Here is an 18,066-nt window from a genome sequence, read left to right on the forward strand (position 1 = left end):
GAAAATACCGCGCTGAATGCTAGGTACGGACCCTACCGCGGCCAGAACGCGCGAATGCCCGCAACGCCCTGGGCGCCAATCTGCCAGGCGCGCTCGATATCGGCCGGGCCAATGCCGCCCAACAGGTAAGCCGGCAGGTTGAAATGGGTCAGCATCTCGCTTGCTGCCTCCCAGCCCAGCGGCAGCGCTTCGGGATGCGTTGCGGTCGCCTGCAGCGGCGACAAGGTGACGAAATCCACACCCATCTGCGCTGCCAACGCCAGCTCCTCGGCATTGTGGCAGGACGCTGCCAGCCAGCGATGCTCCGGGAAAGGCCGGCCGCCAGCGGCATGCTTGCGCAGTTGCTCGGCAGTCAGGTGCCAGCCTGCCGCCGGAAAGTCGCCCAGCCATTCCAGCGGTCCCTTGAGCATCAGTTGCGCCTTGCCGGCGCACAGGCCCTGCACGTCGACAGCCAGGTCGCGGTACTGCGGGTCGAACATGTTCGGCGCACGCAGCTGAATCAACCGGGCACCTTGCGCCAGGGCACTGCGGATGCCGGCTAGCAGCTCGCTCGGTTCCAGGCCGTCCGGGGTGATCAGGTAACGATCTGGCAGGCGCGCGGCGGCGACGATGGGCTTGTTGGCAGCGGGAAACTCGTACTCCAGCAGTTGCCGCTCGCTGACCCAGGCCAGCGGCTGGCCTTCTGCGCCATGCGGCTCACCGCTGAAGGTCGAGACTTCCCAGACATCCAGCAACACCTGCTTGTCCGGGTAATCGTGGCGAATCTGAATCAGCGCACGCGCCGCTTGCGGACGGATGCCAAGCTCTTCCTGCAACTCACGGTCGAGGGCGACGTGCACTGCCTCGCCTTCTTCCACCTTGCCGCCGGGAAACTCCCACAGACCACCCTGGTGCTTATCCTGCGGGCGCTTGGCAATCAGGATGCGTCCATCGACACCCCGAATCACCGCTGCGGCGACATGAACACGCTTCACTCCTTCACCTCCTGCAATGCTGCCTGATACCAGCGTTGGAACGCCGGCCAACGATAGATGGTTTCGACATAGGCCGCTGCCGCTGTCGGTAGCGCCACACGATAGCTGCGCAGTCGCGCGGCGACCGGCGCGAAGAAGGCATCGGCAATGCTGACCTGGCCAAACAGGTAGTTGCCGGTACTGGCGTAACGCTCACGGCAGCCGGCCCAGATAGCGCAGATGCGATCGATATCGGCCTGTACCTCGTCAGGGAGTTCGGCCAGCGCCTTGTCCCGTGCCAGATCCATGGGCATATGACTGCGTAGCGCAGTGAAGCCGCTGTGCATCTCTGCACAGATACTGCGTGCCAGCGCGCGAGCCTGACAGTCCTGCGGCCACAGCTGCGCCTCTGGATAGCACTCGGCCAGGTACTCGGCAATCGCCAGGGAGTCCCACACCGCCCCCTGTTCGGTCAGCAGAACCGGCACCTTGCCGGTGGGCGAATAGCGCAACAGTTGTGCGCGGCTGTCAGGCTGAAACAAACGTACCCGCAGCTCTTCGCAGTCGGCACCGGCCAGATCGACCGCGAGCGCCCCACGTAGAGACCAGGAGGAATAGTTCTTGTCGCCAATCACCAGTTGCAGTGCCATCTTGCGTGTCCTCGCCTACGTTCCTGGAAATACCCCGAAGTCGCTCGACGTTAAAAGGCCGACCACCGAATAGCAAATTCCCGCGCGTCATGGGGTCATGAGGCGCGGGAATAGTGTACGGCCGGGACTGATCAGGTGCGGTATTCGGCGTTGATCTTGACGTACTCGTGGGACAGGTCGGTGGTCCAGATGGTCTCGCTGCAGCTGCCGCGACCCAGCTCGATGCGGATGGTGATTTCCTCACGCGCCATCACTGCTGCGCCCTGCTCTTCGGTGTAGGTGGTCGAACGGCAACCCTTGCTGGCGATGCAGACTTCGCCAAGGAACACGTCGATCTTGCTCACATCCAGTTGCGGCACACCGGCATAGCCGACAGCCGCGAGGATACGCCCCCAGTTGGGGTCGGAAGCGAACAACGCGGTCTTGATCAGCGGCGAGTGGGCGACGGCGTAAGCCACGTCCAGGCACTCCTGATGGGTGCCACCGCCGTTGACCTGCACGGTGACGAACTTGGTCGCACCTTCGCCGTCACGGACGATGGCCTGCGCCACTTCCATGAACACCTCGAACACCGCCTGCTTGAGCTTGGCGAATAGCTCACCGGAGGCGTCGCTGATCTCAGGCAGTGCGGCCTGGCCGGTAGCGATCAGCATGCAGCAGTCGTTGGTGGAGGTGTCACCGTCGATGGTGATGCGGTTGAACGACTTGTTCGCCGCATCGCGCACCAGATCCTGCAGCACGCCCTGCGCGACCTTGGCGTCGGTGGCGATGTAGCCAAGCATGGTGGCCATGTTCGGGCGGATCATGCCGGCGCCCTTGGAGATGCCGGTCACGGTGATGGTCACGCCATCGTGCTGGAACTGACGGCTGGCGCCCTTGGGCAGGGTGTCGGTGGTCATGATGCCGGTGGCGGCAGCTTCCCAGTTGTCAGCCTTGAGATCATCCAGCGCGGCCTGCAACGCGGATTCGATCTTCTCGACCGGCAGCGGCTCGCCGATCACACCGGTGGAGAACGGCAGCACGGCGCTTTCGGTAACACCGGTGAGTTCAGCCAGGCGCGCACAGGAGCGACGCGCACGGGCCAGGCCATCAGCGCCGGTACCCGCGTTGGCATTGCCGGTATTGGTCAGCAGGTAACGCACTTCGCCGCCCAGACGCTCGCGCGTGATCAGCACAGGGGCCGCGCAGAAGGCGTTGGTGGTGGTCACCCCGGCGATACGCGAACCTTCGGCACAGCGCATCACCACCACATCCTTGCGCCCTGGACGCTTGATGCCGGCCGAGGCGATACCCAGCTCGAAACCAGGAACCGGGTGCAGGGTAGACAGCGGGCCAAGACCAACAGCCATGAGATGCGCTCCTTCAGATAAACGGTGATCGCTTCGGCGACCGAATGAGATGGTAAAACGCCGCGAGCGGCTGGGCCGTTCGCGGCGTTGTCAGGGCGCTGGCAGCATAGCCGAAGCGCCCGCTACTGCAAGCGATCCGATCAGCCGATCTGACCGTGGCAGTGCTTGTACTTCTTACCCGAACCGCAAGGGCACGGCTCGTTACGGCCAACCTTCTGCTCGGCACGTACCGGAGCGGCGGCCATGGCAACGTCGCCTTCTGCGCCATCGCTCTCTTCAGCCGCCAGTGCCGAGGCGTCTGCGTGCTGGAACTGCATACGCTCGGCCATGGCTTCGGCTTCGCGGCGCAGACGAGCTTCTTCTTCGGCCGGATCTTCGCGACGCACCTGAACGTGGCTGAGCACGCGGATGGCATCGCGTTTGATCGACTCCAGCAGCTCCTGGAACAGGGCGAACGACTCGCGCTTGTATTCCTGCTTGGGGTTCTTCTGCGCGTAGCCACGCAGGTGAATCCCGTGACGCAGGTGATCCATGGTCGACAGGTGGTCTTTCCACAGATCGTCCAGCACACGCAGCAGAATCTGCTTCTCGAAGGTACGCAGAGCCTCGGCGCTGGCCTGGGTTTCCTTCTCGTTGTAGGCAGCCAGCAGCTCGGCAAGGATGCGCTCACGCAGGGTTTCTTCGTACAGCTTGTCGTCTTCATCCAGCCACTGCTGGATCGGCAGCTTGATGCCAAAATCGCTCTGCAGGGTGGACTCCAGGCCGGCGACGTCCCACTGCTCCGGCATCGACTGCGGCGGAATATGGTTGTTGACTGCGGTGGTCAGCACTTCCTCGCGGAACTCGGCGATGGTGTCGCCAACGCTCTCGGCAGCCAGCAGGCTGTTGCGCATGTGGTAGATCACCTTGCGCTGCTCGTTGGCCACGTCGTCGAATTCGAGCAGTTGCTTACGCATGTCGAAGTTACGCCCCTCGACCTTGCGCTGGGCCTTCTCGATGGCGTTGGTGACCATGCGGTGCTCGATGGCCTCGCCGGACTGCATGCCGAGGGCCTTCATGAAATTCTTCACCCGATCCGAGGCGAAGATACGCATCAGGTTGTCTTCCAGCGACAGGTAGAAGCGACTGGAGCCCGGGTCACCCTGACGACCGGCACGACCACGCAACTGGTTGTCGATACGACGCGATTCGTGGCGCTCGGAGGCGATCACATGCAGGCCGCCGGCTTCGATCACTTGCTGGTGACGCTTCTGCCACTCGCTCTTGATCTGCGCGATCTGCTCGTCGGTGGGGTTTTCCAGCGCTGCCACTTCCACTTCCCAGTTACCGCCGAGAAGAATGTCGGTACCACGACCCGCCATGTTGGTGGCAATGGTCAGTGCGCCCGGACGACCGGCCTGGGCGATGATCTCGGCTTCCTTGTCGTGGAACTTGGCGTTGAGGACCTTGTGCTCGATGCCTGCCTGATTCAGCAACTGACTGACGTACTCGGAGGTCTCGATGGTGGCGGTACCCACCAGGATCGGCCGGCCTTGGGCCTGGCAATCCTTGATATCAGCAATGATCGCCTGGTACTTCTCTTCCTGGGTCAGATAGACCAGGTCGTTGAAGTCCTTACGCGCAATCGGCTTGTTGGTCGGGATCACCATCACGTCCAGACCGTAGATCTGACGGAACTCGAAGGCCTCGGTATCGGCGGTACCGGTCATGCCGGACAGCTTGTTGTAAAGGCGGAAGTAGTTCTGGAAGGTGGTCGAGGCCAGAGTCTGGCTCTCGGCCTGGATGTTCACCCCTTCCTTCGCCTCGATGGCCTGGTGCAGGCCCTCGGAGAGGCGACGACCGGCCATGGTACGACCGGTGTGCTCGTCGATCAGGATCACCTGACCGTTCTGCACGATGTACTCGACGTTGCGGTTGAACAGCTTGTGCGCACGCAGGCCGGCGTAAACATGGGTCAGCAAGCCAAGGTTGTGCGCGGAATAGAGGCTCTCGCCTTCAGCCAGCAGGCCAGCTGCGGTAAGCATCTCTTCGACATACTGGTGGCCAGCTTCGTTGAGCTCGACCTGGCGGGTTTTCTCGTCGACCTTGTAGTGACCTTCCTGAGTCACCACGCCTTCCTCTTCCTCGATGTGCTGCTTGAGGCGCGGGATCAGCTTGTTGATCTCGATGTACAGCTTGGAGCTGTCTTCAGCCTGACCAGAGATGATCAGCGGGGTACGGGCTTCGTCGATGAGGATGGAGTCGACTTCGTCGATCACGGCGAAATTCAGCTCGCGCTGGAATTTGTCTTCCAGGCTGAAGGCCATGTTGTCACGCAAGTAGTCGAAACCGAATTCGTTGTTGGTGCCATAGGTGATGTCGGCGGCGTAAGCAGCGCGCTTCTCTTCCGGCGGCTGGAAGGGGGTAACGATGCCCACCGACAAGCCCAGGAATTCATACAGCGGACGCATCCAGTTGGCGTCGCGGCGGGCCAGGTATTCGTTGACCGTGACCACGTGCACGCCCTTGCCGGACAGCGCGTTGAGGTAGACCGCCAGGGTACCTACCAGGGTCTTGCCCTCACCGGTACGCATCTCGGCAATCTTGCCTTCATGCAGGGCCATGCCGCCGATCAGCTGCACATCGAAGTGGCGCATGCCCATCACTCGCTTACCGGCCTCACGGGCCACAGCGAAGGCTTCGGGAAGCAGCTTGTCGAGGGTTTCGCCCTGAGCCAGACGGCCCTTGAACTCTTCGGTCTTGCCACGCAGTTGCTCGTCCGACAGAGCAATCATCTGCTCTTCGAGGACGTTGACGGACTGCACCGCCTTGACCAAGCGTTTGACTTCACGCTCATTCTTGCTTCCGAAAAGTTTTTTAAACAGAGGCGCAAACATATCGACAGGATCTTCCGGCGAATGGATGGAGGTCGGCGCAAATCGCGACCTGGCAGCCAGCATGGCTGCGGGCGAAGGGGGCATTCTACCCGGAAAACTCAGGGAGGAAAGTGACGTTGTCAGCCCGTTGCTGCCGCATAATGGCGCAGGCCACGCATCCCCGGTCAGCCAGGGGCGCGGCGTAAAACTTTATATGGGGATGAATGCTGGCAATTCAAGGTCAGCCTGTTGCCCCGACTCACTCGACGCCGTTGGCGCGCGCGATATAAAGGGCAGGATTGACCTGTCGGCCATCCTTGCTGACTTCGAAATGCACGTGATAACCGGTGGAGCGACCACTGCGGCCGACCTTGGCGATGGTCTCGCCGCGCTGCACCAGATCACCGATCTGCACAGTGTTGCTTTGGTTGTGGGCATAGAGAGTGACGTAGCCATCGGCGTGACTGATCTCAACCACGTTGCCATAACCATTCTTCTTGCCGGAGAAGGTGACGATACCCGCCGCCACCGACACCACATCGCTCCCCGGCTTGGAAGCGAAGTCGACGCCCTTGTGGACACTCACGCGACCGGTCAGCGGGTGCACACGACGCCCGAAAGGCGACGACACATAACCTTGCAAAACCGGGCGACCAGAAAGTGTTTCAGCTTCACTCAGGCGACGCTCGCCAAGCAGTTGCTCCAGCACTTCCAACTGCTGCTCGCGGCTTTCCACTCGCAGCGCCAGGCTGTCAAGCGCACTCATGAAAGGTGGCGGTGCATAGGCCGAAGCGCCCAACGCATCTTCCGCGCCGCCCTGCCCGACACTGAGGGAAAAATCGAATTCGCCTGCGTCCAGCTCCGCTAATTCGGTCAGGCGCTCGCCCAGAGCATCGAGCCGCGTGAGGCGCGCCTGCAGTTCCGCGACATGCACGGCAAAGGCGTCGAGCTGACGTTGTGCGTCCTGGCGTACCACGCCAACCTGTTCACGCTGCAGATCGAGTGCTTCGGCCAGCGAGGTGTCGACCACCGGCTCGGCGGTCAACCACTTGGCACCCATTGCAGCACCGGCACCGAGGCTCAGGACCAGCAGCAGGACAGCCGACAGCAGCAACCAGCGCAGGTCCAGATTGATCGTTCGCGCCGAACCGTGACGGCTATTTAGTAGAATGATATGCATGGCTTCCCCTTTTCGCAGAGCACAGGCCGGCAGCACGCTCTGCTACCATGACGGCTCTGCAACTTAAGGCTTCCTGCCATGACGTTTCGTCCCTTGCCGGCTCAGGCACCCGCTAAGCTGTTACGCGAAGCCAAGCCCCTGAAAGCGCTGTTCGGTCAGGCGCAACGCCTTACTCACCTACAGCGTCTTGTCGATAGCCAGCTACAGCCTGCCGCCCGGGAACACTGTCATGTAGCGTCCTGGCGAGACGGCTGCTTGCTATTGATCGTGACCGATGGCCACTGGGCAACACGCCTGCGTTATCAGCAAAGAAGACTGCAACGACAACTACAGGCACTCGAAGAATTCGCGACCTTAACGAAAATCATATTCAAGGTGCAACCTCAAGGCGGCCAGAATCGTGGAACCGGTCGCACCCTGCACTTGTCCAATAGCGCCGCACAAAGCATCCAGGCGACAGCCGAAGGCATCAGCGATCCCAGGCTACGCGCCGCGCTTGAGCGCCTGGCCAGCCATACGCAGAAAGACGAATGACCCCTAATTCCGTTCGTCGGTAAACGTCTTTTTTGCCGCTTTCGCCAGATGATTGGCGCCATGAATCGTTGCGGCACTCACCACCGACTCAACCACGCGCCATAAAAAAGGCCACCCGAAGGTGGCCTCAATTGAAGCTGGAAAGAGAGTGTGTTTACACCGCCGCAACCGGGCGCATGTAAGAGATCGGTGCGAGTTTGGCGTCCTCGAAGGTCACCATTTCCCAGGCATCGGTCTGTTCGATCAACGTGCGCAGCAAACGATTGTTGAGCGCGTGACCAGACTTGAAGCCCTTGAACTCGCCGATCAGGCTGTTACCCAGCAGGTACAGGTCACCGATGGCATCGAGAATCTTGTGTTTGACGAACTCGTCCTCGTAACGCAGGCCGTCTTCGTTGAGCACACGATGTTCGTCGACCACGATGGCGTTCTCCACACTGCCACCGAGCGCCAGGTTCTGCGAACGCAGGAACTCGATGTCACGCATGAAACCGAAGGTGCGGGCCCGGCTGACTTCCTTGACGAAAGACGTGCTGGAGAAATCCACACTGGCGCTCTGCGTGCGATTGCGGAACACGGGGTGATCGAAGTCGATCTCGAAGCTCACCTTGAAACCGTCGAAAGGTACGAAGGTGGCGCGCTTGTCGCCCTCCTCCACAGTCACCTCACGCAGGATGCGGATGAACTTCTTCGGCGCTTCCTGCTCCTGCAGGCCAGCGGATTGAATCAGGAACACAAAGGGACCAGCACTGCCATCCATGATCGGTACTTCGGACGCGGAGAGCTCGACGTAGGCGTTATCGATGCCCAGGCCTGCCATGGCCGAAAGCAGATGCTCTACCGTATCCACCTTGACATCACCATTGATCAACGTGGTCGACATGGTGGTTTCACCGACATTCCCGGCCAGCGCGCGGATTTCCACCACGGGGTCGAGGTCGGTACGACGAAACACGATACCGGTATCCACCGGAGCCGGCTTCAGGGTCAGGTAAACCTTCTCCCCCGAATGCAGGCCAACGCCGGTGGCACGGATGATGTTTTTCAGGGTGCGTTGTCTGATCATGGCTTGGCCGCTATATCGCTAGTTGCGAATTGTTTTCAACAATGGTCGGGAATAATAGCAGAACCGACCTTTGCTGAACACCAATCACCCATATGCTCCTGATAAATTCCATCAATCAGCCTGTCGACGCAGGAAAGCCGGGATATCCAGGTAATCGAGATCATCCTGGGTATTGAGCTTGGCTGCAGTGGCGGCGCCACCGTGGCTCTGGCGCTGCACGGTCGGACGCTCGTAGTCCTTGTAGTTGACCGACTGCTCGCTGCGCGGCTGCGCGGCAGGCTGCTGGGCAACCGGCTGGCTGACAGCGACCTGAACGGTGTTGTCGACCACCTTGACCGGCTTCTCCATGCGCGCGCCGAGGCCAGTAGCGACCACGGTGACGTGCAGCTCGTCGCGCATGTCGGCGTCGATCACAGTGCCGACCTTGACGGTGGCGTGCTCGGAAGCGAACTGTTCGATGATGTTACCCACATCGGAGTACTCACCCAGCGACAGGTCCGGACCGGCAGTGATGTTCACCAGGATGCCGCGCGCCCCCTGCAGGTTGACGTCTTCGAGCAGCGGGTTGCGGATGGCCGCTTCGGTGGCTTCACGCGCACGGTTCGGACCGCTGGCGCAGCCAGTGCCCATCATCGCCATGCCCATTTCGCTCATCACGGTCTTCACGTCAGCGAAGTCGACGTTGATCATGCCCGGACGCTTGATGATGTCGGAGATACCGCGCACGGCACCAGCCAGCACGTCGTCAGCCTTGGCGAAGGCGGACAGCAGGCTGGCATCCTTACCGAGGATGGTCAGCAGTTTTTCGTTGGGGATGGTGATCAGCGAGTCGACGCTCTCGGACAGCGCGCGGATGCCCTCATCGGCGATGACCATGCGCTTCTTGCCCTCGAACGGGAACGGGCGGGTGACCACAGCCACGGTGAGGATGCCCAGTTCCTTGGCCACCTCGGCGATGACCGGCGCAGCGCCGGTGCCAGTACCGCCACCCATACCGGTGGTGATGAACACCATGTCGGTGCCTTGCAGCACTTCAGCGATGCGCTCGCGATCTTCCAGCGCGGCCTGACGACCGACTTCCGGATTGGCGCCAGCGCCCAGGCCTTTGGTCACGCCCGGGCCGAGTTGCAGCACGGTACGTGCGCCGATGTTCTTCAGCGCCTGCGCATCGGTGTTGGCGCAGATGAACTCGACGCCCTCGATGTTGCTGACCGCCATGTGATTGACTGCGTTGCCGCCGCCACCACCGACACCGATTACTTTGATAACCGCGCTTTGCGGAATGTTATCTACTAGTTCGAACATGATCCCTCTCCTTCCTTTCTAGTTGTAACGCCTACTGCAAATTTAGAAATTGCCTTGCACCCAACGCTTGATGCGTTCGAGTACCGGGGTTTTGTTTTCGTCCTGGTAAGGACTGCCCACCGACATGGAAATGCCGTCGTTCTGCTTCTGCAGCCCATACAACAGCAAGCCCACACCGGTGGAATAAATCGGGTTGCGCACCACATCGCCCATGCCCTTGACGCTGTGCGGTACGCCCAGTCGAACCGGCATGTGGAAAATTTCCTCGGCCAGTTCGACCGCGCCTTCCATCTTCGCCGTGCCGCCAGTCATGACGATGCCGGCCGGGATCAGGTCTTCGTAGCCGCTGCGGCGCAGCTCGGCCTGAACCAGGGTGAACAGCTCGTCGTAACGCGGCTCGACCACTTCGGCCAGGGACTGACGCGAGAGGTCACGCGGCGGACGATCACCTACGCTCGGCACCTTGATGGTTTCGCCAGCACCGGCCAGCTTGGCCAGGGCGCAGGCGTAGCGAATCTTGATTTCCTCGGCGTACTGGGTCGGCGTACGCAGGGCCATGGCGATGTCGTTGGTAACCTGGTCACCAGCAATCGGAATCACCGCGGTATGACGAATCGCACCTTCGGTGAAGATGGCGATATCGGTGGTGCCACCGCCGATATCCACCAGGCACACGCCCAGCTCCTTCTCGTCTTCGGTCAGTACCGAATACGCGGATGCCAGCTGCTCGAGGATGATGTCGTCGACTTCCAGACCGCAGCGACGCACACACTTCTCGATGTTCTGCGCGGCGTTCACGGCGCAGGTAACCACGTGCACCTTGGCTTCCAGACGCACTCCGGACATGCCCAGCGGCTCGCGCACGCCTTCCTGGTTGTCGATCACGTAATCCTGCGCCAGGGTGTGCAGCACGCGCTGGTCCGCCGGAATGGCGACGGCCTGAGCGGCATCGAGCACGCGTTCGATATCGGCCGGGCTAACTTCGCGATCACGGATGGCAACGATGCCGTGGCTGTTCAGGCTACGGATGTGATTGCCGGCCACACCGACGAACGCCGAGTGAATACGGCAGCCCGCCATCAGTTGCGCCTCTTCCACGGCGCGCTGAATCGAGGCCACGGTGGACTCGATATTGACCACGACACCCTTCTTCAGCCCGCGCGAGGGATGAGTGCCGATACCGACGATTTCCAGCTGGCCATCGGCCGTCACCTCGCCCACCAGCGCCACCACCTTGGAGGTGCCGATGTCCAGGCCAACGATCATCTTGCCGCTCTGCGCGCTATTCATTAGTCCTGCCTCTCCTCAATTCACTTTCTGCTCGGCCGCAGCCGGCTCCACCGGCTCACGCCAGGCAACGGCCAGGCCGTTGGCATAACGCAGGTCGATGCGCGCGATGTTCGCGCTCTGTTCTTTCAGCTCCCGCTCATAGATGGCGGCGAACCGACGCATTTTTTCCACCACGTGATCACGTCCCAGCAGGATGTCGATACGCTGCCCGCTGGCGTTCTCGGTGGCCGAGAGGAACCAGCTGCCGCGCTCGCGCAATTGCAGCCCGACCACGGTGAAGCCCATCGGCCGCAGCAATTGGCTGAGCATCTGATACTGCTGCATCACCTTCGGCTGCGCCCGCTTCGGGCCGGACAGCTGCGGCAGATGCTGATAGTTGTCCAGCTCCTGCGGCGCGAACGCCTGGCCCTGATTGTTGAGCAGCGCTTCGTCACCCCAACGGGCGATAGGCAACTGCTCTTCGAGGCGCACGTCGATCTGATCCGGCCAGACGCGACGCACTTCGGCATGAGCGATCCAGGGCATGCGTTCGAGTTCTTCGCGCATGCCGCGCAGATCAGCGCTGAAGAAGTTCGCCTCGATGAAAGGCGCGATCCGCCGCTGTACCGCCTGCTGGCTGACGTAAGCCAGATCACCCTGCACGCTGATGCGCGCGATCGGGCGGTCGGCGTAGGGCAGCAGACGCTGAGCACCTTCGTAGGCAGCAAAACCGAGACCGACCAGCGCCAGCGGCCAGAGCAAGCGGCCCACCCAGGAGAAATCCGGCTTGGGTAGACGCAGGCGCATCGGCTCCTTGGTCACCAGACGGCTGGCGCCACGTGGCGCGGGCTTGCCGCGTTGCGGAGCCCTCAGCGAGTCTTGATGGCGCAGAGCGATGCTCATCGCTTAACCCCTCGCCTCGACGCTGTCAGCCAGGATCGCCAGCACCAGTTGCTGGAAATCCAGGCCGGCAGCACGCGCGGCCATTGGCACCAGACTGTGATCGGTCATGCCTGGTACGGTGTTCACTTCCAGCAGCCAGAACTGGCCGCTGGCATCTTGCATCACGTCGGCGCGTGCCCAGCCCTGAGTGCCCACAGCCTCGCAAGCGCGTGCGGTCAGCGCTTTCAGCTCTGCTTCCTTCTCAGGGGACAGGCCGCAGGGAATGCGGTACTGGGTGTCATCGGCCAGGTACTTGGCGTCGTAGTCGTAGAAAGTGTGCGGGGTGCCGAGCCCAATGGGCGGCAGCACTTCGCCACGCAGCACGGCGATGGTGTACTCGGGGCCAGCGATCCACTGTTCGACCAGCACCTGGCTGTCGTAGCGCGCGGCATCCTGCCAGGCAGCGATCAGCGCCTCGACGCTTTCGACCTTGGCCATGCCGATGCTCGAACCTTCATGGGCTGGTTTGACGATCAGCGGGAAGCCCAGCTCAGCAGCCGCAGCCTCGCAGTCGGCCTGCGAGGTCAGCACGGCATGGCGCGGCGTCGGCAGGCCGAGACTGTGCCAGACCTGCTTGGTACGCAGTTTGTCCATGGCCAGCGCCGAGGCGAGGATGCCGCTGCCGGTGTAGGGAATGCCGGCGCACTCGAGCAGGCCCTGCATGGAGCCGTCCTCGCCACCACGGCCGTGCAGCACGATGAAAGCGCGATCGATCTTCTCGCTGTTCAGGCGCTGCAGGAAATCATCCCCCACGTCGATGCCGAAGGCGTCCACGCCAGCTGCCCGCAGGGCGCTGAGCACGGCGTTGCCGGATTTCAGCGACACCTCGCGCTCGGCGCTCTTGCCGCCGAACAGCACGGCGACGCGACCGAAAGCCTTGGGATCGAGGGTACTGTGCAAACTCATTTCGACTCCCCCACGAACAGTGGGTGCTTGATCAGTTGCGGCGCCACTGCGCCGATATCACCAGCGCCCTGGCACAGCAGGATGTCGCCGGCACGCAGCAGCGGTTTGAGCAGCGGCGCCAGGTCGGCGCCACGCTCGACATAGATCGGGTCGAGCTGTCCGCGCTGACGGATGCTATGGCACAGCTGACGGCTGTCGGCACCGGGAATCGGCTCCTCGCCAGCCGGATAGACCTCGACCAGCAGCAGCACATTGGCCTCGCCGAGTACCTGCACGAAATCGTCGTAGAGGTCGCGGGTGCGGCTGTAACGGTGCGGCTGATAGACCATCACCAGACGACGCTCCGGCCAACCACCGCGCACAGCCTTGATCACCGCAGCCACTTCACGCGGGTGATGGCCGTAGTCGTCGACCAGCATCACGCTGCCGCCATCCACCGGCAGTTCCCCGTAGACCTGGAAGCGTCGACCGACGCCCTGGAAGCCCGCCAGGCCGCTGACGATGGCTGCATCATCGATGCCTTCATCGGTAGCAATGGCGATGGTTGCCAGCGCATTGAGAACGTTGTGGTTACCCGGCATGTTGACCGACACGTCGAGCGGCTCGCAGTCAGGGCGCAGCACGGTGAAGTAGGTGCGCATGCCTTCCTGGCGCACGTTGATCGCACGCACGTCGGCGTCTTCGGCGAAGCCGTAAGTCATGGTCGGGCGGCCAACCTGCGGCAGCAGCTCACGCACCACCGGATCGTCCACGCAGAGCACGGCGAGGCCATAGAACGGCAGGTTGTGCAGGAACTCGATGAAGGTCTTCTTCAGCTTGTTGAAGTCACCGCCATAGGTGCTCATATGGTCGGCGTCGATGTTGGTGACCACCGAGACCATCGGTTGCAGGTGCAGGAAGCTGGCGTCGCTCTCGTCGGCCTCGGCAATCAGGAAGCGGCTGGAGCCGAGCTGGGCGTTGGTACCGGCAGCATTCAAGCGACCGCCGATAACGAACGTCGGATCCAGGCCGCCAGCGGCGAACACGGATGCCAGCAGGCTGGTAGTAGTGGTCTTGCCGTGGGTACCGGCGACGGCGATGCCATGACGGTAGCGCATCAGCTCGGCGAGCATCTCGGCACGCGGCACCACCGGAATACGCCGTTCCAGCGCGGTGGCGACTTCCGGGTTGCTGGTGTTGACGGCGCTTGAGACCACCAGTACATCAGCCTGCTCGGCGTTCTCCGCGCGGTGCCCGATAAAAATGGTCGCCCCGAAGTTTTCCAGGCGCTCGGTCACGGCCGATGCCTTGAGGTCGGAACCGGACACTTCGTAACCCAGGTTCAGCAGCACCTCGGCGATACCGCACATGCCCACGCCGCCGATACCGACGAAGTGGATGCGGCGGATACGGCGCATACGCCGTACTTCAGCCTTGACCGCAGCAGGAGACTTAGCCACGCATCACCTCCTGGCAGATGTCGACCACCGTGCGGGTTGCATCGGGCTTGGCCAAGCGACGCGCGGTGGCGCCCATGACATTGAGTTTTTCCAGGTGCATCAGAACCTCGGTGAGCTGCGCGGCAAGCGTGTCCGCGTCAGTGGCATGTTGCGCAAGAAGGACAGCGGCGCCCTCCTTCGCCAGGTATTCGGCATTGCGGCTCTGGTGGTCGTCGATCGCGTGCGGCAACGGCACGAGGAACGATGGCAGACCTGCTGCCGCCAGTTCGCTGACGGTCAACGCGCCAGCGCGGCACACCACCAGATCGGCCCAACCGTAGGCACGTGCCATGTCCTTGATGAAGGGCGCGACCTCGGCTTCGACCGCGGCATCGCGATAACGCTCCGCAGTGATTTCGGCATGTTGTTTACCGGCCTGATGAAACACCTGCGGACGGACGTCAGCGGGGATTTTCTCCAGTGCAGCCGGCAACAATTTGTTCAGTGGCTCGGCACCCAGGCTACCGCCCAGTACCAGCAGTTTCGGCTTGCGACCGACCAGCGGCTCGCGCGGCGTTTCCAGGAACAACTCCTCACGTACCGGGTTACCGGTGGTGCGCCGCTTGTCGGATGCACCGAAGGTATTCGGGAAGGCTTCGCAGATGCGCACGGCGATACGCGACAGCAAGCGGTTGGCGGTACCAGCAACGGCATTCTGCTCGTGGATCACCAGCGGTACGCCGGCCATGCGCGCGGCCAGGCCGCCCGGGCCAGTGACATAACCGCCCATGCCCAGCACGCACACCGGCTGCAACTCGCGCACGATGCGGCGTGCCTGCAGCAACGAGCGCAGCAACTGGAATGGCGCCTTGAGCAGCGCCAGCTTGCTCTTGCCACGCAGACCGCTGACGTTGATCAGGTGCAGTGGCAAGCCGGCTTGCGGCACCAGCTCGTTCTCGATGCCACGCGGCGTACCCAGCCAGTGCACGCTATAGCCACGGGTCTGGAACTCGCGCGCACAGGCCAGCGCCGGGAACACGTGGCCGCCGGTGCCGCCAGCCATGATCAGGACATTACCGCGCATGGGCGACCTCCTTGTTCGGCTCGGCGAAATCCTCTTCGCTGAACTCGATATCCTCGTTGCCCAGTACGTTGCGCCGCTCCCACTCGATACGCAGCAGGACTGCCAGGCTGACGCAGCAGATCACCAGCGACGAGCCGCCGTAGCTGAGGAACGGCAGGGTCAGACCCTTGGTTGGCAGCAGGCCGGTGTTCACGCCGATGTTGATCAGGAACTGGCCGATCCACAGGAAGGACAGGCCGTAGGCCACGTAGGCGGAGAAGAACTGCTTGGCCTTCTCGGCCCACAGGCCGATGTACAGGCCGCGCACGCAGACGAAGACGAACAGCGCCAGGGTCGCCAGCGCGCCGACGAAGCCCAGTTCCTCGGCCAGGACCGAGAAGACGAAGTCGGTGTGCGCTTCGGGCAGGTAGAACTGCTTCTGGATGCTGTTACCCAAGCCCACACCAAACCACTCGCCACGACCAAATGCGATCAGTGCCTGAGTCAGCTGGTAGCCCGAGCCATACTGGTCGGCCCAGGGATCGGTGAAGGTGATCAGACGCTGCAGGCGATATTCCTGAGTCTGCACCAGGACGAACACGGCGCCGACTGCCAGGGCCACCATCAGGCCGAAGCGCAGCATGCCGACACCGCCGAGAAACAGCATGGCCATGGCCGAGCCCATCATCACCACGGTGGCGCCGAAGTCCGGCTCCAGCAGCAGCAGACCAGCCATCGGCAGCAGTACCACGAACGGTTTGAAGAAGCCCATCCAGCTCTCGCGCACCTCTTCCTGACGGCGCACCAGGTAGCCGGCCAGGTAGACGACGACGAAGACCTTGGCGATTTCCGAGGGCTGCACGTTGAACGCGCCGAAGCCGATCCAGCGCCGCGCACCGTTGACCTCGCGACCAATGCCGGGGATCAGCACCAACACCAGCAAACCGAACGCCGCCAGCAGCAGCATCCAGCCATAGCGCTGCCAGAAGCTCATCGGAATCATCAGCACGATGCCGGCGGCGCCAAGACCGATGACCAGATAAATCAGGTGGCGAATCATGTGATACAGCGGGTTGCCGGACAGCGCCGCTGCGACTTCCGACGACGCCGAGGTGATCATCACCAGGCCCAGGCCGAGCAGGCCGAGGCAGCCCGCGAGCATCGGGAAATCGACATCTAAACCGCGACCGAACAGCGGCGAGGGACGCACGCGCAGGAAGCCGAGCATCAGCGAAGCCCTCCCACGGCCTGGGCGAACAGACGCCCGCGTTCTTCGAAATTCTTGAACATGTCGAGGCTGGCGCACGCTGGCGACAACAGCACGGCGTCGCCGGCCTCTGCCAACTCGCCGCAACGCTGCACGGCCTCGTCAAGAGTCTCGACCCGCACCAGCGGCGCCGCATCGCCCAACGCGTCGGCAAGGCGCCCGGCATCACGACCGAGCAGTACCACCGCACGGCAGAAGCGCGCGACCGGATTTTTCAGCGCAGAGAAATCAGCGCCTTTGCCGTCACCGCCAGCGATCAGCACCAGCTTGCCGACGATATCCGCGCCCAGACCTTCGATGGCCGCCAGCGCCGCACCGACGTTGGTGGCCTTGGAATCGTCGTAGTAGCTCACGCCGCCGCGCTCACCGACCCACTGGCAGCGATGCGGCAAACCAGCGAACTGGCGCAAGGTGGCGAGCATCGCCTCCATCGGCAGGCCGACGGCATGGCCGAGCGCCAGCGCCGCCAGGGCGTTGGACTGATTGTGCGCGCCGCGGATCTTCAGCTCGCTCACCGGCAGCAGCGCCTCGAAACGAAACGCCAGGGATTTCTCGCCGTTCTCTTCGAGCAGGCCGAAGCGCTTGAAGTCCGGTTTGCCCAGGCCGAATTCCCAACTGGTCACCTGATCGGTGATCAGCGGACGCGACAATGCGTCGTCACGGTTGATCACCACCTGACGGGCGCCACGGAAGATTCGATGCTTGGCCAGATGATAGGCAGGCAGACCGCTGTAGCGGTCCATGTGGTCTTCGCTGATGTTCAGGCAGGTGGCCACTTCAGCGTTGAGCTGATCGGTGGTTTCCAGCTGGAAGCTGGACAGCTCCAGCACATACAGCTCGACGTCATCCGCCAGCAGGTCCAGCGCCGGCGTACCGAGATTGCCGCCCACCGCCACGCGCTTGCCAGCCGCAGCCGCCATCTCGCCGACCAGGGTGGTGACGGTACTCTTGGCGTTGGAACCGGTGATAGCGACGATCGGTGCCTTAGCGTAACGCGCGAACAGGTCGATATCGCCGGACAGTTTCACACCACGTGCCGCCGCTTCGGCCAGCGCCGGAGTCGCCACCGCCAGGCCGGGGCTCACGTACAGCTCCGAGGCGCGGCAGAGGAAGTCCACATCCAGCTCGCCACAACGTACTTCCACCTGCGGGTAATCACGCTTGAGCGTCTCCAGCTCCGGCGGGTTCGCGCGCGTATCGGCCACGGCAAAGCGCACGCCCTGCTGCGCAAGGAAGCGCACCAGGGACATGCCGCTCTTGCCGAGGCCGACAACGATGCGGAACTGGTCGGAAGCGATCAATGACACGC

Annotated in this window: 15 protein-coding genes; 1 reads left to right on the forward strand and 14 read right to left on the reverse strand. The window is 62.6% G+C overall.

The features are described 5' to 3' along the window. Positions 1-32: 32 nt before the first annotated feature. From RTH74_RS03685 to RTH74_RS03705, 5 genes are all read right to left on the reverse strand, one after another. On the reverse strand, positions 33-974 hold the full coding sequence (locus tag RTH74_RS03685) for a Nudix family hydrolase (RefSeq protein WP_316913786.1): 942 nt from the start codon (positions 972-974) through the stop codon (positions 33-35). Next, a complete protein-coding gene (locus tag RTH74_RS03690; RefSeq protein WP_316913787.1) occupies positions 971-1,603 on the reverse strand; it encodes a glutathione S-transferase family protein in 633 nt (210 codons plus the stop codon). Before RTH74_RS03690 ends, RTH74_RS03685 begins: the two co-directional genes overlap by 4 nt. 131 nt (positions 1,604-1,734) lie before the next feature. Continuing rightward, positions 1,735-2,952 carry a bifunctional glutamate N-acetyltransferase/amino-acid acetyltransferase ArgJ gene (gene argJ / locus RTH74_RS03695; RefSeq protein WP_316913788.1) on the reverse strand — a complete coding sequence of 406 codons (1,218 nt, stop codon included), beginning with the start codon at positions 2,950-2,952 and terminating at the stop codon, positions 1,735-1,737. 140 nt (positions 2,953-3,092) lie between these two features. Continuing rightward, positions 3,093-5,828: a preprotein translocase subunit SecA gene (secA, locus tag RTH74_RS03700; protein ID WP_316913789.1), complete on the reverse strand. Its 2,736-nt coding sequence runs from the start codon at positions 5,826-5,828 to the stop codon at positions 3,093-3,095. Between the two features lie 238 nt (positions 5,829-6,066). After that, on the reverse strand, positions 6,067-6,987 hold the full coding sequence (locus tag RTH74_RS03705) for a M23 family metallopeptidase (RefSeq protein WP_106732782.1): 921 nt from the start codon (positions 6,985-6,987) through the stop codon (positions 6,067-6,069). Between the two features lie 78 nt (positions 6,988-7,065). Here RTH74_RS03705 and RTH74_RS03710 point away from each other — a divergent pair, with 78 nt between their 5' ends. Beyond that, positions 7,066-7,521, forward strand: coding sequence for a DciA family protein (locus tag RTH74_RS03710; protein WP_316913790.1), 456 nt, complete (start codon positions 7,066-7,068; stop codon positions 7,519-7,521). 154 nt (positions 7,522-7,675) lie between these two features. On the opposite strand, the gene lpxC is transcribed toward RTH74_RS03710, so the two are convergent. From lpxC to murD, 9 genes are all read right to left on the reverse strand, one after another. Further along, positions 7,676-8,587: a UDP-3-O-acyl-N-acetylglucosamine deacetylase gene (gene lpxC / locus RTH74_RS03715; RefSeq protein ID WP_092380093.1), complete on the reverse strand. Its 912-nt coding sequence runs from the start codon at positions 8,585-8,587 to the stop codon at positions 7,676-7,678. 111 nt (positions 8,588-8,698) lie between these two features. Beyond that, positions 8,699-9,892 carry a cell division protein FtsZ gene (gene ftsZ, locus RTH74_RS03720; RefSeq protein WP_021488111.1) on the reverse strand — a complete coding sequence of 398 codons (1,194 nt, stop codon included), beginning with the start codon at positions 9,890-9,892 and terminating at the stop codon, positions 8,699-8,701. Between the two features lie 42 nt (positions 9,893-9,934). Then, positions 9,935-11,182: a cell division protein FtsA gene (gene ftsA / locus RTH74_RS03725; protein WP_017678973.1), complete on the reverse strand. Its 1,248-nt coding sequence runs from the start codon at positions 11,180-11,182 to the stop codon at positions 9,935-9,937. Positions 11,183-11,197: 15 nt separating this feature from the next. Then, positions 11,198-12,064 (reverse strand): cell division protein FtsQ/DivIB, encoded by an 867-nt coding sequence (locus RTH74_RS03730; protein WP_092380089.1) that lies wholly within the window; start codon positions 12,062-12,064, stop codon positions 11,198-11,200. 3 nt (positions 12,065-12,067) lie between these two features. Continuing rightward, on the reverse strand, positions 12,068-13,009 hold the full coding sequence (locus RTH74_RS03735; RefSeq protein ID WP_316913791.1) for a D-alanine--D-alanine ligase: 942 nt from the start codon (positions 13,007-13,009) through the stop codon (positions 12,068-12,070). Beyond that, entirely contained in the window at positions 13,006-14,406 is a 1,401-nt protein-coding gene (gene murC / locus RTH74_RS03740; protein ID WP_218238949.1) for a UDP-N-acetylmuramate--L-alanine ligase, read from the reverse strand. Before murC ends, RTH74_RS03735 begins: the two co-directional genes overlap by 4 nt. Positions 14,407-14,440: 34 nt before the next feature. Continuing rightward, on the reverse strand, positions 14,441-15,511 hold the full coding sequence (gene murG / locus RTH74_RS03745) for an undecaprenyldiphospho-muramoylpentapeptide beta-N-acetylglucosaminyltransferase (protein WP_316913792.1): 1,071 nt from the start codon (positions 15,509-15,511) through the stop codon (positions 14,441-14,443). Further along, a complete protein-coding gene (ftsW, locus tag RTH74_RS03750; RefSeq protein ID WP_099522447.1) occupies positions 15,501-16,718 on the reverse strand; it encodes a putative lipid II flippase FtsW in 1,218 nt (405 codons plus the stop codon). The genes murG and ftsW overlap by 11 nt, the downstream gene beginning before the upstream one ends. After that, positions 16,718-18,064: a UDP-N-acetylmuramoyl-L-alanine--D-glutamate ligase gene (gene murD / locus RTH74_RS03755; RefSeq protein WP_316913793.1), complete on the reverse strand. Its 1,347-nt coding sequence runs from the start codon at positions 18,062-18,064 to the stop codon at positions 16,718-16,720. Before murD ends, ftsW begins: the two co-directional genes overlap by 1 nt. Positions 18,065-18,066 lie beyond the last annotated feature (2 nt).

The sequence above is a fragment of the Pseudomonas sp. zfem001 genome (genome assembly GCF_032621725.1).
Taxonomy (GTDB): Bacteria; Pseudomonadota; Gammaproteobacteria; order Pseudomonadales; family Pseudomonadaceae; genus Aquipseudomonas; species Aquipseudomonas sediminis.